The 13,411-nt window shown below is 62.8% G+C and carries 17 protein-coding genes; 13 read left to right on the forward strand and 4 right to left on the reverse strand.

Translation table 11 applies throughout. From position 1 onward, the window contains the following. The first annotated feature begins 3 nt into the window (after positions 1-3). Positions 4-480, forward strand: coding sequence for a hypothetical protein (locus KVT37_RS06655; protein ID WP_217570823.1), 477 nt, complete (start codon positions 4-6; stop codon positions 478-480). Here the strand turns inward: KVT37_RS06655 and KVT37_RS06660 are convergent. After that, positions 472-2,358, reverse strand: coding sequence for a murein L,D-transpeptidase (locus tag KVT37_RS06660; RefSeq protein WP_217570825.1), 1,887 nt, complete (start codon positions 2,356-2,358; stop codon positions 472-474). The genes KVT37_RS06655 and KVT37_RS06660 overlap by 9 nt on opposite strands. A 298-nt stretch (positions 2,359-2,656) precedes the next feature. Between KVT37_RS06660 and KVT37_RS06665 the strand changes: the two genes are divergently transcribed. Then, a complete protein-coding gene (locus KVT37_RS06665) occupies positions 2,657-3,058 on the forward strand; it encodes a rhodanese-like domain-containing protein (protein ID WP_140805842.1) in 402 nt (133 codons plus the stop codon). Between the two features lie 33 nt (positions 3,059-3,091). Beyond that, positions 3,092-3,775, forward strand: coding sequence for a glycerol-3-phosphate 1-O-acyltransferase PlsY (gene plsY, locus KVT37_RS06670; protein WP_217570943.1), 684 nt, complete (start codon positions 3,092-3,094; stop codon positions 3,773-3,775). On the opposite strand, the gene KVT37_RS06675 is transcribed toward plsY, so the two are convergent. Continuing rightward, a complete protein-coding gene (locus tag KVT37_RS06675; RefSeq protein ID WP_217570827.1) occupies positions 3,772-4,680 on the reverse strand; it encodes an alpha/beta hydrolase in 909 nt (302 codons plus the stop codon). The genes plsY and KVT37_RS06675 overlap by 4 nt on opposite strands. 47 nt (positions 4,681-4,727) lie before the next feature. On the opposite strand from KVT37_RS06675, the gene KVT37_RS06680 reads away from it, so the two are divergent. After that, positions 4,728-5,180: a MarR family winged helix-turn-helix transcriptional regulator gene (locus KVT37_RS06680; RefSeq protein ID WP_217570828.1), complete on the forward strand. Its 453-nt coding sequence runs from the start codon at positions 4,728-4,730 to the stop codon at positions 5,178-5,180. A gap of 159 nt (positions 5,181-5,339) precedes the next feature. Here the strand turns inward: KVT37_RS06680 and KVT37_RS06685 are convergent, their stop codons facing one another. Next, positions 5,340-5,951, reverse strand: coding sequence for a pyridoxamine 5'-phosphate oxidase family protein (locus KVT37_RS06685; RefSeq protein WP_217570830.1), 612 nt, complete (start codon positions 5,949-5,951; stop codon positions 5,340-5,342). A gap of 92 nt (positions 5,952-6,043) precedes the next feature. Then, complete coding sequence (locus KVT37_RS06690; RefSeq protein WP_217570832.1) at positions 6,044-6,397, reverse strand: gamma-butyrobetaine hydroxylase-like domain-containing protein; 354 nt, start codon at positions 6,395-6,397, stop codon at positions 6,044-6,046. Positions 6,398-6,598: 201 nt separating this feature from the next. Between KVT37_RS06690 and moaA the strand changes: the two genes are divergently transcribed. The 9 genes from moaA to KVT37_RS06735 all read left to right on the forward strand — a co-directional run bounded on the left by moaA (position 6,599) and on the right by KVT37_RS06735 (position 13,362). Continuing rightward, positions 6,599-7,612 carry a GTP 3',8-cyclase MoaA gene (gene moaA / locus KVT37_RS06695; RefSeq protein ID WP_217570945.1) on the forward strand — a complete coding sequence of 338 codons (1,014 nt, stop codon included), beginning with the start codon at positions 6,599-6,601 and terminating at the stop codon, positions 7,610-7,612. 55 nt (positions 7,613-7,667) lie between these two features. After that, positions 7,668-8,168, forward strand: a complete 501-nt coding sequence (locus KVT37_RS06700; RefSeq protein WP_217570834.1) for a hypothetical protein — start codon at positions 7,668-7,670, stop codon at positions 8,166-8,168. A gap of 87 nt (positions 8,169-8,255) precedes the next feature. Then, the gene (locus KVT37_RS06705) at positions 8,256-8,615 is read left to right on the forward strand and encodes a hypothetical protein (protein WP_217570836.1); all 360 of its coding nucleotides are present in this window, start codon (positions 8,256-8,258) and stop codon (positions 8,613-8,615) included. Positions 8,616-8,737: 122 nt separating this feature from the next. Beyond that, positions 8,738-9,658 carry a DMT family transporter gene (locus KVT37_RS06710; RefSeq protein WP_217570838.1) on the forward strand — a complete coding sequence of 307 codons (921 nt, stop codon included), beginning with the start codon at positions 8,738-8,740 and terminating at the stop codon, positions 9,656-9,658. A 5-nt stretch (positions 9,659-9,663) separates the two neighbouring features. Beyond that, positions 9,664-10,296 (forward strand): molybdenum cofactor guanylyltransferase MobA, encoded by a 633-nt coding sequence (gene mobA / locus KVT37_RS06715; protein WP_217570840.1) that lies wholly within the window; start codon positions 9,664-9,666, stop codon positions 10,294-10,296. Continuing rightward, complete coding sequence (gene mobB, locus KVT37_RS06720; RefSeq protein ID WP_217570842.1) at positions 10,293-10,808, forward strand: molybdopterin-guanine dinucleotide biosynthesis protein B; 516 nt, start codon at positions 10,293-10,295, stop codon at positions 10,806-10,808. Before mobA ends, mobB begins: the two co-directional genes overlap by 4 nt. A 152-nt stretch (positions 10,809-10,960) precedes the next feature. Next, a complete protein-coding gene (locus KVT37_RS06725; protein ID WP_217570844.1) occupies positions 10,961-11,746 on the forward strand; it encodes an ABC transporter substrate-binding protein in 786 nt (261 codons plus the stop codon). A gap of 78 nt (positions 11,747-11,824) precedes the next feature. Continuing rightward, on the forward strand, positions 11,825-12,541 hold the full coding sequence (locus KVT37_RS06730; RefSeq protein ID WP_217570847.1) for an ABC transporter permease: 717 nt from the start codon (positions 11,825-11,827) through the stop codon (positions 12,539-12,541). Beyond that, positions 12,538-13,362 (forward strand): ABC transporter permease, encoded by an 825-nt coding sequence (locus KVT37_RS06735; protein WP_217570848.1) that lies wholly within the window; start codon positions 12,538-12,540, stop codon positions 13,360-13,362. The genes KVT37_RS06730 and KVT37_RS06735 overlap by 4 nt, the downstream gene beginning before the upstream one ends. The last annotated feature ends 49 nt before the right edge of the window (positions 13,363-13,411 follow it).

The following is a 13,411-nucleotide window of genomic DNA, read 5'->3' on the forward strand; positions in this document are numbered from 1 at the left end:
TGCATGGCAATGATCGGTTACGTCCTGAAGCGCATCCTGATGGTGCTCGTCGGCTATCTGGTCGCGGTGCTGGCCGGGTTGATCGCGGTGGTGGTGATCTACGCGATATTGAGCTCGCTGCCCAACGCGCCGGGTTACTTCGGGCTTATGGAATTCACGCCTATCGCCGTGCTCGTGGTGCCGCCGCTCGGCATGTTCGTCTACTTCCTGACGATCGTCCTGACGGGAATGCAGACGCTGGTCTTCGCCCTGATCGCCGAGTTCTTTTCGTTGCGAAGTTTTTGGCTGCACATGCTGTTCGGCGCTGCCGCCGCGACCGCCGGCTTCATGCTGATCTGGCCCGACGCCGCCGACGATCCGGAACGCTGGGCCGACATGGGCATCATCGCCGGCGCCGGCCTGGTGGCCGGCCTGATCTACTGGCTGATCGCCGGACGCGACGCCGGCTTCCGCCGGCCGCTCGTCAACCGCTTAGCTTGACGGCGTGCGCACCGCTTCGGTCGCGTCGAGCGCCTGCATCAGCTTGGAATCGCGGTCATAGACGTCGTCGAAATATTCGACCTTGCCGGACATGTCCGGCCATGCGGTGAAATAGGCGACATAGACCGGGATGACGCGCGTGACATTCTCGGTCGAATGCCCGTGCTTCAGCTTCTCGGCGATATCGTCGACGGTGGTACCGAGAACGGCGGCAGCCATGCCGCGCGGATCCTGCAGCCGTACGCAGCCATGGCTGAGCGCACGCATGTCGCGGGCGAAGAACGACTTCTGCGGCGTGTCATGCATGTAGATGGCATGCTTGTTGGGGAAGAGGATCTTCAACTCGCCCAGTGCGTTGGCCTCGCTCGGCTGCTGGCGCACGCTGAAGGGAATGTTGGCGCCATAGGCACCCCAATTGACCGCCGATGACGGGATCTTCTTGCCGCGCGAATCCGTCACCTCGTAGCCGGCGCGGTCGAGATAGCCGGGATCGCTGCGCAGCCTCGGCAGCATCTCGTTGACGATGATCGACTGCGGCACGCCCCAATAGGGATGGAAGTCGACCTGCTTGATCTGGTTGTAGAAGAAGGCGGTCTGGTTGGTGACCCGACCGATGACGACACGGGTCTTCAGCTTCTCCTCGCCATTGTCGATATAGCTGGCGGTAAAGGCGGGCTGGTTGATGAAGACGCGCGGACTGCCGAGATCGGACGGCATCCAGCGCAGTTCCTCGAGCGCAACCTTGACTTTCCCGATCCTGTCGGCCTTCGACGCGCCGACAAACAATGCCACCGTGCGTGGGCCGATGACGCCATCGCCCTTCATGCCGGCCCGCTGTTGCACCGCCTTGATCACCGGCACCAGTTCGGGCTCGTAGAGCTCGCTCTTGCCAAGCCGGGCGAGCACTTCGCCGTAATTGCCGCCCATCTCGTCATCGAGATTGCGCGAAATCAGCGTCAGCAATTTGGGCAGTTCCGGACTGCTCTCGCCGGGTTTCAGCAGCAGCTTCGGGTCGACGATGATCTCGTTTTCCTCGCTGGCTTCGAGCGCCTCCAGCTCGACGCGCAGCGCCTGGTACTCGGCGTTCTGCGGATGCCGCGATTCGAGATAGGTGCGGACTTCCTGGGTATGCGCCAATGTCTTCAGCGCGCCTTCCAGATCGAACGGCTTGGCCGGAAAATCATAATAGCCGGTCATCCGGTTGGGATCGACGCGGCCGTTCTGCGCGTCCTGCGCATAGCGCAGCACGCGCGCCGAAAGCGCCATCTCGAAGCGGACCATTTCCTTCGTGCGCTCTTCCGGGGTGGCCGAGGTCGTGGTTGCCGGAACGTCGACCGAGTAGTCCGCGGGCGTCAGGCCGTAACTCGCGGCCTCGCCGAGAACGCGCACCGCGTCCTGGGCCCTGCTGTTTGGGGCGTTGTCGCTCACCCAGATAAAATCCGGATTGGCCGAATAATAGGCAATCAGCGCCTTGGCGATGTCAGGCTCGGCGAACAGCTCATAGTCGCTCAAGCCGGCCACGGCATCGCGGAAGCTGTTGCTCGTCACCGACGGCACGTAAGCGGCATCCTGCGCGGTCGCGGGTTGCGGCGCCGGCAGCAACGATTTGAAATCGACGCGCACCAGCTTGTCGGCCCTGTAGGTGTTGTAGGTCGGGCTGCTGATCCTGACGCCGCCGCCACCCTCGCCGGCCGACACGCTTGGCCGTATTTTGCGCGGCTTCGGTGGTGGCGGAAACTCGCCTTGCGGATTGTGCCGGATGCCGCCGCCGAACAGCATGTCGAACAGCCCTTGCGCGCTCGCCGGCTGCTGCCCGAAGGCAAGCGTCGCCGCGATCGCGATCGGCATGACGGCTTTTTTGTTTCCGAGGATTCTCATGCTTCACCCGCACCGGTTGTGACCGGTTCCCGTTCCGCGCCGCTGGACGGTCCCGCCCTCCGCATGGCGGATGTATGACGTGACTATACCGATTCATACCGATTTCGTTAAGCTTCCATAAATTTTCGAGGCCGTGTGGCAGAACAGTTTCACTTCATTGTGAGACCCCGGCAGCGATTGCTCCGCCCATCGAAAACAATCAGGCGTTGGCGGCGCCCGCGCCTGACCCCGTGACAAACGAAAGGCTTTGTGATCGAAATTCCGGCGGCCGCGACAAGCGTGGCCGGGAGGGTCTGCCGTGAAGAAAGGTTATCGCCAGCTTCTCGACGAGGCGAATGCCGAGATCGAGGTCGTGTCGCCGGAAGAGGCAGCGGGGCTGCTGGAGGATGACGACACCATCTTCGTCGATCTTCGCGACCCCCGCGAAGTCGAGCGCGACGGCAAGATCCCCGGCGCCAGGCATGTGACGCGCGGCATGCTGGAATTCTGGATCGATCCCGAAAGCCCCTATCACAAGCCGTTCTTCGCCTCAGGCAAGACCTTCGTCTTCTTCTGCGCCGGCGGCTGGCGCTCGGCTTTAGCCACCAAGACAGCGCAGGACATGGGCCTGACGCCGGTCAAGCACATCCTCGGCGGCTACACCGCCTGGAAAGCGGCCGGCCTGCCGGTCGAGCCGGGACAGAAGAAGAAAGCGGACTGACCAAGTTTTCCGCAACGCGTGGACCAGATCCGAATGCTTTTCTGGATAGCGAATGCGATTGGACTGGCAATCGCTTATCTCCTCGGTTCCACGCCCTCCGGCTATCTGGCCGGCAGACTGCTCAAGGGCATCGACATACGCGAGCACGGTTCCAAGTCCACCGGCGCGACCAACGTATTGCGAACCTTGGGCAAATGGCCCTCGCTGGCGGTGCTGGTTGTCGATGTGCTGAAAGGCGTGGCGGCGATCGTCTTTGCCCGCTGGTTTTATCCCTGGTGCTACGCAATATCGTCCGCCTCGCCACCGACGGCGCCTGATCTGCCGACACTGGTGCCTTGGGCCGTTTGCCTGGCCGGGCTTGCCGTGCTGCTGGGGCATGGCCGGTCGATCTGGCTGAATTTCACCGGCGGGAAATCCGCCGCGACGGGACTTGGCGTGCTGCTGGCTATGTCCTGGCCGGTCGGGTTGGGAGCCGCAACGGCATTTGCGGTCACCCTCGCTCTTTTCCGGATTGTTTCCCTGAGTTCGATGCTGGCGGCGCTGACGGCGGTCGTCCTTGTCTGCGGGCTGGAGCAACCATTGCCCTACCGGTTGCTGGTGATCGCGGGCAGCCTTTACGTGATCCTGCGCCACCGCGCCAACATCCAGCGGCTGCTGGCCGGAACGGAGCCACGCCTTGGTGGCCCGGAGGCGAAAGCGGGCCCCCGAATTTCCTAATGCAGAATCGTTTCCGGCTGCCCGGTCACAAAGCCCACTGCGCGAGTGACAACGTCCTTGTCGGCGAGGATACGGCGGTGGCCGAGCCCGTTGGCCCAGTGCAGGTGGACATGCTCGCCGGCGCCCGCGTAACGCGTCGCATGGTCGGCATGGACCTCGCGATCGTCCGGTGCGTGGACGATCAGCGTCGGCACCGGCGCTTCTGCAAGTTGGCGATCGCCGGTGAACTCGCTGAGCGGCCGACCTGAAAGGTGTTTCACCCTATCCGCCATGGCGACGCGGGAGCGCGGCCCGACGTTCATCATGTCGCTGAAATCGTCGAAGATTGCCGGCAGCGAGCTCGGCGCGGCAATCAGCACCAGCTTTTGCGCCTTAAGCGGCGGCATGCCCTTGACCGAGGCCGCGACCGCATTGGCGGCAATCGCGCCGCCGAAGGAGTGGCCGACGACGGCGGCGAAAGGACCGAACCATTCGCCTGTAACACGCACAGCCTCCACCGCATTCACCATGTTGAGGTGGCGGCCAAGCGAGTGGCCATGCCCGGGCAGGTCGAGCGAGACGACCTTGTAGCCGGCCCCACGAAACCCTTCGATCAGGGTGCGCATATATTCCGTGCGCGAGCGCCAGCCATGGATGACCAGCACCGTGCCGCGTGATTCCCCGCCCGGCTCCGGCCGGAATTCATGCACGGCCACACAATCCGTCCTGGTCTTCAGCCGGTGATGGCGCGCCTCGGCCATAAAGGCTGAGGCACGCTCAACGGCGCGGCGTTCACCGTCGCTCAGCGATTTGGCACTGGGTGTCCGGCAAAACAATTCGAACGCGGCGCGGCCGCTGAGACGCGGCGCGACATGCTCGGCAGCGCCAAAAACGCCCCGGATGACCTTCATTCCAAATGATGCCATATTGGCAGTCCATCCATTCGTTCAAGCATGAACATAATAGTTCAAACATGAACATTAAGCAAGAGCTGCCCTGGGACAACCCGCGTTTTCGCAACTGGGTCGCGGTGGCGCGCGCCTGCCATGTGCTGGAGCGCACGCTGGCGGTGAAGCTTGCCCCACTCGACCTCAAGCCGGCGCAACTCGACGTGCTGATGAACCTCTACCGCCATCCCGGCATGTCGCAGCACGACCTTGCCCGCAAGCTCCTGGTCGGCCGCTCCAACATCACCATGCTGCTGCCGCAGCTCGAGGCGCGCGGCCTGCTTCGCCGCGAGAGCGACGAGAAGGACAAGCGCGTGCTGCGGCTGAATCTCACCGAGGCGGGCGAAGCGCTGCTGATGAAGGCGCTGAAGGTGCACATGGCCCTGATCGAGAAGGCGATGAGCCAGTCGACGCCGGAACAATGCGACATGATCGGCGAGCAGATGCGCAAGATGGCCGACGTCCTGAAGGAAGCCTGAGCCGGGAATCCGCGTCATCAGGCATATTGAGATTCAGGTCAGGCCGAGCCGAAAGCGGTGGTTTCCGAGAACCGGAGCGGAGCGTACTTAAAGTACGTGAGCACCGGAAGCGCAGGAAACCATCGTTTGCAGGCCGGCCTCACCTGAATATCAGTATGCCTACCACATCGTCTTCTTCGCCCGCTCCGGCCATTCCTGATCGTACTTCTGGCCGTCGATGTTCTTGCGGCTGGTGACCTCGAGGATCTGGCCGGGCGTCGGCAGCGACTTCGGATCGACGTGCCTGGCCGGGTTCCAGAGATCGGAGCGCACGATGGCGCGGGCGCACTGGAAATAGACCGTGTCGACATCGACGACAGTGACCGAGCGGGCCGGCTTGCCGTCGACCATGAAGGAAGCGCAAAGCTCTGCATCGGTGGTGATGTGTGCGCGGCCGTTGACGCGCACGGTCGTGCCGGAGCCCGGCACGAGGAAGAGCAGCCCGACGCGCGGATCGCGAATGATGTTCTTGAGCGAATCGGCGCGGTTGTTGCCACGCCTGTCCGGCATCATCAGCGTCTTCTCGTCGACGAGGCGCACGAAGCCGGCGAGATCTCCGCGCGGCGAGCAGTCGAGCCCCTCCGGTCCGCTGGTCGCCAGCGCCACGAAGGGAGAAGCCTCGATAAAGGCGGCATATTCGGGAATCACATGGTCGAGTTCCTTGACGATCGAGGCCTCGCCGGGCAGGCCGTAAAGCGCCTCGAGCTGTTCGACGGATGTGATGAGCGACATCTTTTTCGCCTCCTGACCTTTTGCCGGCGCTACTCCATGTCCATGACGCCTTGACGACAGCCCGCTGCCGAAATTGGCTGCCACGCGACAGGCTAGCGATCTCGGCTCAGTCCCTTCTCGGCCAGCTCGGCAAGATAGGCGTTCCAGCGCGCGTCCTTTTCGTGGCCGAGCGTGTGCAGATAGGTCCAGGTGAAGATGCCGGTGTCATGGAAATCGTCGAAGGTGATGCGCACCGCGTAGTTGCCGACCGGATCGATCTTGAGGATCGTGACATTGCGCTTGCCGGGCACCGTCACCCGCTGCTCCGGCGAATGGCCCTGCACTTCCGCCGATGGCGAGACCACCCGCAGGAACTCCGCCGGCAGTTCGAAGGGCTGATGACCCGGAAAGGTCACGGTCAGCAGCTTGCGGTCCTTCGAGACCCTGAGTTCCTTCGGCGCGGTCATGGCTTGTCCTGTCTGGGTTGCGCCCTTCCGTACGCCGCTTCGCGCGATGCGCAAAGCCATTTGAGGACAGCCGACACGCGATGTCGGTCGGGGAATGTTACCAAAGATCAAGACCTTCTATCTTGAATGCCGCCTTGGATCGTATCACATAGCTGTATATAACGACGCCGCTCAGGCCACGGGAAACGCTTGCGAATGGACATGATCGACCCCCTTGGTCGTAACATGATCGACCCTTTCGGTCGCGCGATCAGCTATCTGCGCGTGTCGGTCACCGACCGCTGCGATTTTCGCTGCACCTATTGCATGGCCGAGGACATGACCTTCCTGCCGAAGAAGGATCTGCTGTCGCTCGAAGAGCTTGACCGGCTCTGCACCGTCTTCATTGAAAAAGGCGTGAAGAAGCTCAGGCTGACCGGCGGCGAGCCGCTGGTGCGCAAGAACATCATGCATCTCGTGCGCCAGCTGTCGCGGCATCTGGCAAGCGGCGCTCTGGAAGAGCTGACGCTGACCACCAACGGCTCGCAGCTGTCGCGCTTCGCCGCCGAGCTTGCCGATTGCGGCGTCAAGCGCATCAACGTCTCGCTCGACACGCTCGATGCCGAAAAATTCCACCAGATCACGCGCTGGGGCAATCTCGGCAAGGTGATGGAAGGCATCGATGCCGCGCAGAAGGCCGGGCTGAAGATCAAGCTCAATGCGGTTGCGCTACGCGACTTCAACGATGTTGAAATCCCCGAGTTGATGCGCTGGGCGCATGGTCGCGGCATGGACCTCACCCTCATCGAGACGATGCCGATGGGCGAGATCGAGGCCGACCGCACCGACCAGTATCTGCCGCTGTCGCTGCTGCGCGCCTCGCTGGAGCGCCGATTCACGCTCGCCGATATCCCTTACAAGACCGGCGGCCCCGCCCGCTATGTCCATGTCGCCGAGACCGGCGGCCGGCTCGGCTTCATCACCCCGATGACCCACAATTTCTGCGAAAGCTGTAATCGCGTGCGGCTGACCTGCACCGGCACGCTCTATATGTGCCTCGGCCAGGAGGACGCGGCCGACCTCCGGGCGCCGTTGCGCGCTTCCGAGGGCAACGAGCTGCTCGACGCGGCAATCGACGAGGCCATCGGCCGCAAGCCGAAGGGGCATGATTTCATCATCGACCGCCGCACCAGCCGCCCGTCGGTGTCGCGGCATATGAGCGTCACCGGCGGCTGATTTTTTCTCCGGCTTGATGCATGATCGCCCTCTGGTCAGCGACTAGGGGGTTGTCATGCCACGTCTTCATCGCATCGGACTGGCGGCGGCGCTTTTGTTCTTGCCTGCCGGCATGACGGCGCTGGCCAAGCCGTTCACCTATGTCAACGCGCGCTTTAGCACCGTTTGCACTTTCCCGGACCAGATTTTCACCAAGCAAATGCCCGAGCCGGAAAATGGCGACGGCCTGGAGTGGCGTAGCATCGACGGCGCGAGCGTGGCCTGTTACGGCAGCTACAATACGCTCGACGCCACGCCCGAAAGCCTCGTGGAAGAGAAGAAAGCCAGCCCCGAGCCAGGCGAAAAAGTCACCTATAGCAAGACCGGCAAGAACTGGGCGGCGCTGTCGGGAACCAAGGGCGACAACATCTTCTACGAGAGATCCGTGTTCGGAAAAGAGGACGTCATCCACACCGTCTTCATCCAGTATCCTGCGGCGCTCAAGGCGAAATACGACCCGCTGGTCGGCGCCATCGCCCGCAGCCTGCACGAGGCGTCCGGGCCACACTGGAAATAAACCCTTCGCGCGGGTTCGCAGCCGATTTACCACCGGCCTTTTCCGGCCTAGCCTTCCCGCGCGACTTTCGCTCTCAGGGGGAGTGCCATGCGCACATTCATACTTTCACTTGCAATGCTTGGGATTGCTTCCATACCGGCCGCCGCTCAGTCGATCGGCGGCACCTATACCGTCGCCGGCACCAATTTCGACGGCTCGAAATATGGCGGCGAAGCGACCATCACGCTGACCAGCGACACGACCTGCACGATCCACTGGGAAACCGGCGGTTCGAGCTCGGACGGTATCTGCATGCGTAACGACGACGCCTTCTCCGCCGGCTACGCCATGGGCAAGGAGATCGGCCTTGTCGTCTACAAAGTGGAGGAAGACGGCACGCTGAGCGGCTTGTGGACGATTGCCGGCAAGAACGGCAACGGCACGGAGACGCTCACACCGAAAAAATAACGCTGAAAAACACTGGTCGAATGATAAATGGGCCGCGGAAAATCCGTGGCCTATTTCTTTAGCGTTGCTGTTTGCCGGTCGCCTGCTACGGCTTGATCTAGAAAAAGAATCCGGAAACGCCTTTGCCTCTCTCGCCAAATCTGCGCGGCGCGCTGTTCATGATCGTGGCCATGGTCGGCTTCACCTTGAACGACGCGATCACCAAATTCTCTTCCGAATCGATGAACATGGCGCAGGTCATGCTGGTGCGCGGCGCCTTCGCGTCGCTGTTCGTCGGCCTGCTGGCCTGGCGACGCGGCGCGCTTGCCAATCCTGGCGCCATGCTGCAGCCGATGGTGGCGACACGCGTGGCGGGTGAAGCCGGCGCCACCGTGTCGTTCCTCATCGCGCTCGCGCATTTGCCGATCGCCAACGTTTCGGCCGTGCTGCAGGCCCTGCCGCTGGCGGTAACCATGGGAGCGGCGCTGTTTTTCGGCGAAGGCGTCGGCTGGCGGCGCTGGCTCGCCATTGCCGTCGGCTTCGCCGGCGTGATGATCATCGTGCGGCCGGGCTTCGAGGGCTTCAGCGTCTATTCGCTGCTGGCATTGACCAGCGTTCTCTGCTGCGCGGTGCGCGACCTCGCCACCAAGCGCATCCCGCAGGCGATCCCGACCATGCTGGTGTCGACCGCGACGGCACTCGCCATGACGGTCCTGGGTGCGCTGCTGTTGTCGCCGATGGGCGGCTGGACGCCGATGACCGGCAAGGCGACCGCGCTGTTGGCGCTGGCTGCTGTGCTGGTGCTGATCGGCTATCAGTTCATCATCATGGCGATGCGCTCGGGCGACATCTCCTTCATCGCGCCGTTCCGCTACACCGCGCTGCTGTGGTCGATCCTGCTCGGCCTCGTCATTTTCGGCGACATCCCCGATCTGCCGATGATCGTCGGCGCCGCCATCATCATCGGCTCCGGCCTCTATGCGCTGTACCGCGAGCGCGTCGTCGGCCTGCGGCAACCGGCCGCCGAAAGCGCTGGACCCGACATGGCGCCGGACGGCATATAGGCGCGATGGACCGAGATGTTGCGGGGATCATTCTGGCTGGAGGCCAGTCGCGCCGGATGGGCGGCGGCGACAAGTCCCTGCTCTCATTGGGCAAAGTCCGGCTGCTCGATCATGTCGCCGCGCGATTGAAGCCGCAGGTCGCGACCCTGGGGCTCAACGCGAACGGCGATCCCGTGCGATTTGCCGCCATGGGCCTGCCGGTGATCGAAGACACGGTGCCGGGCTACGCCGGCCCGCTGGCAGGCATTCTCGCCGGTCTCGAATGGGCAGCCGGGCAAGCAGGCTGCCAATGGCTGATAAGCGCCGCCGGCGACACCCCGTTCTTCCCCGACAACCTCGTCGAGCGCTTGGCAGCCGCAACCCATGATCGGCCAGGCGCCATCGCCGTCGCCAGTTCGGACGGCAGATGGCATCCGACCTTCGCGCTCTGGCCGCTCGGCCTGCGCGAGGCCTTGCGCCATTTCCTGGTCGACGAGGACAACCGCCGGGTCTCCGCCTTCATGGAGCGCCACGGCTATGTCTCGGTGGAGTTCCCCATGATCGAGGCCGGCGGCCATAAGATCGACCCGTTCTTCAACATCAACACGCCGGACGACCTTGCGGCGGCGAAAAGTCTGTTGCAAAGCCTCGGGCCATGAGACGCGTGTTCGGCATCACCGGCTGGAAAAACTCCGGCAAGACGACTTTGACCGAAAAGCTTGTCACCGAACTGGTGGCACGCGGCTGGACGGTTTCGACGGTCAAGCACGCCCATCATGACTTCGACATCGACAAGCCCGGCGCCGACTCCTTTCGCCACCGCCAGGCGGGCGCTACCGAGGTTGCGATCGTATCGGGCCGACGCTGGGCGCTGATGCACGAATTGCGGAGCGAGGACGAGCCGACGCTGGACGATATCCTGGCGCGGCTGGCACCGGCGGACATCGTGCTGGTCGAAGGCTACAAGCGCGAGGCGCACAAGAAGATCGAGGCAAGGCGGCTCGAGGCCAAGGACCGGACGCCGCTTTCCGCCAACGATCCGAACATCGTCGCGATCGCCGCCGACTTCGCGATCGAAGGCGAAAAACTGCCGGTTTTCGACCTCGACGATACAAAATCCATAGCCGACTTTGTCGAGCAGATTACCGGTCTCGGGGCTCAAACCAAGTAACGCTGCGGCAGATGGCGATTATCGTTTGCCGTTGATTTGCGGTTGCTTTTTTCTCGCAAAGAGTGGGAGTATCCGCTCCAGCGGGCGGTCAAGAAACGACTGCCCACAAGAGCCGCACGGGACAGCGGCCATGACAATATGAGAGGATTATCATGCGTATTGCACTGCGTATCGCGCTTGCCGCTTCGGCCGCGCTGCTGACACTTGGCGTCGCCCAGGCACAGGAAAAGACCCTGAGGATCGGCACCGAAGGCGCGTACCCGCCCTTCAACAACCTGACTTCGGACGGCCAACTGGTCGGCTTCGATATCGATATCGCCAAGGCCCTCTGCGACGAAATGAAGGTGAAGTGCACCTTCGTCGCGCAGGATTGGGACGGTATCATCCCGGCGCTGCAGGCCGGCAAGTTCGACGCCATCGTCGCCTCGATGTCGATCACGCCCGAGCGCCAGGAAAAGGTCGACTTCAGCCACAAATATTACAACACCCCGTCGGCCATCGCCGTGCCGAAGGATTCGCCGCTCAAGGGCGTGACCAAGGAAGACCTCGCCGGCAAGAACATCGGCGTCGCCACCACGACCACGCACTACAACTATGCCTCGAAGACCTACACGGACAGCACCATCAAGGGCTATCCGAGCAGCCCCGAGGAACAGGCCGACCTCGCCAATGGCCGTCTCGACGCCATCGAGGACGACATCGTCGTGCTGCAACAGTGGCTGGATTCGCCTGACGGCGCCTGCTGCAAGATCCTCGGCCAGCCCTCGCCGCAGCCGGTCGAGATCTTCGGACCGGGCGCCGGCATCGCCGTGCGCAAGGGCGAGACCGATCTGGTCAACAAGCTGAATGACGCGATCGACGCCATCCGCAAGAACGGAAAATACAAGGAAATCAACGACAAGTACTTCAAGTTCGACGTCTACGGCGCCGAATCCTGATAAGTTAGCCAAGGGCGGTGAGGCACCCCTCGCCGCCCTTTTCTCCTTCCGGGATCGCCACGGAGACACGACCCGTCAATGCCGGCCCAAAGCATTTGGACACTTCTCAGCTGGGGACCGGATGGCTGGAGTGACGACATTGCGTCTGGCGTTCTGGTCACCATCGTGCTGGCGCTTGCCACGCTGCCGATCGGCCTGACAATCGGATTCTTCGTCGCCTTCGCCAAGCAGCATGAAGAGCCCTCGCTGCGGCTCGCCGCCAACATCTACACCACTGTCTTTCGCGGCCTGCCGGAACTGGTGACGCTGTTCCTGTTCTTCTTCGGCATGCCGCTTCTGTTGCAATATGTCGTGCGCCTGTTCAATCCGAATGCCACCATCGACGTCAACAGCTTCATCGCCGGCATGATCGTGCTGTCGCTGATCTTCTCGTCCTATGCCAGCGAGGTCTTCCTTTCGGCGTTTCGGGCCATTCCCAAAGGCCAGTATGAAGGCGGCTACGCCATCGGCCTGTCGAAATGGCAGACGATGCGGCTGATCATCCTGCCGCAACTGATCCGCATTGCCTTCCCTGGCCTCGAGAACTGCTGGCTGAGCCTGCTCAAGGACACCTCGCTGGTCTCGGTGGTCAACCTGGCCGAAACTCTGCGCCAGTCGGGCGTGGCGGCACGCGTCACCAAGCATGCCTTCCTGTTCTACAGCGTCGCGGCGCTGATCTTCCTGGCGCTGGCCATCCTGTCCTCGATCGGCACGAGCTACATCCTGCGCTATATCGGACGGAGGGAAGCGCGATGAGCGTCAGCCAGGCTGTCGTCGTCGACAAACCACCGCCCCTGGCGCGCGGCTGGCCGCGCGCCCGCATCGTCGGCTACTCACTGGTCGGCGTGTGGATGCTCTTCGGTCTCGGCATCGTCGCCTATCTCATCTACGCTTGGAATCCGGAGTTCTTCGCCCGTTACGCGCCGGCCTATCTGCAGGGCCTGGGAACCACCCTGTCGCTGGTGAGCATTTCGATGGTGCTGGGAGCGATCTTTTCGCTGCCCGTCGCCTATGGCCGCATGTCGAGGAACCGGATCCTGTCCGGGCTTGCCTATTGCTATGTGTATTTCTTCCGCGGCACCCCGCTGCTCGTGCAGACATATCTCGTCTATTACGGCGTCGGCTCGTTCCGGCCCGAGCTTGAAACGGTCGGGCTGTGGTGGTTCTTCCGCGAAGCCTTCTATTGCGGTGTCTTTGCCTTCTCGCTCAACACCGCCGCCTATCAGGCCGAAATCCTGCGCGGCGCCATCGAAAGCGTGCCGCGCGGCCAATGGGAAGGTGCGGCCTCGCTCGGCCTGCACACATTGCAAACGCTGCGCAAAGTGGTCCTGCCGCAGGCGATCATCGTCGCGCTCAGGCCCTACGGCAACGAACTCATCCTGATGATCAAGGCTTCGGCAATCGTCGCCATCATCACCGTCTACGACCTGATGGGCAACGCCAAGCTCGCCTACGCGAAATCCTTCGACATCCAGGCCTATATCTGGGTGGCGATCGTCTATCTGGTGATGGTCGAGATCCTGCGTCACGGCGTCGAATGGATCGAGCGCCGCATCACCATCCACCTGCACCGCTAGATCAAACCTTCAGGCCTGTGCCACTCGATGCGGCGCTGCGTGCCTTGAC

Origin of the sequence: Mesorhizobium sp. GbtcB19 (genome assembly GCF_019091085.1) — a bacterium.
Classification (GTDB): Bacteria; Pseudomonadota; Alphaproteobacteria; order Rhizobiales; family Rhizobiaceae; genus Mesorhizobium.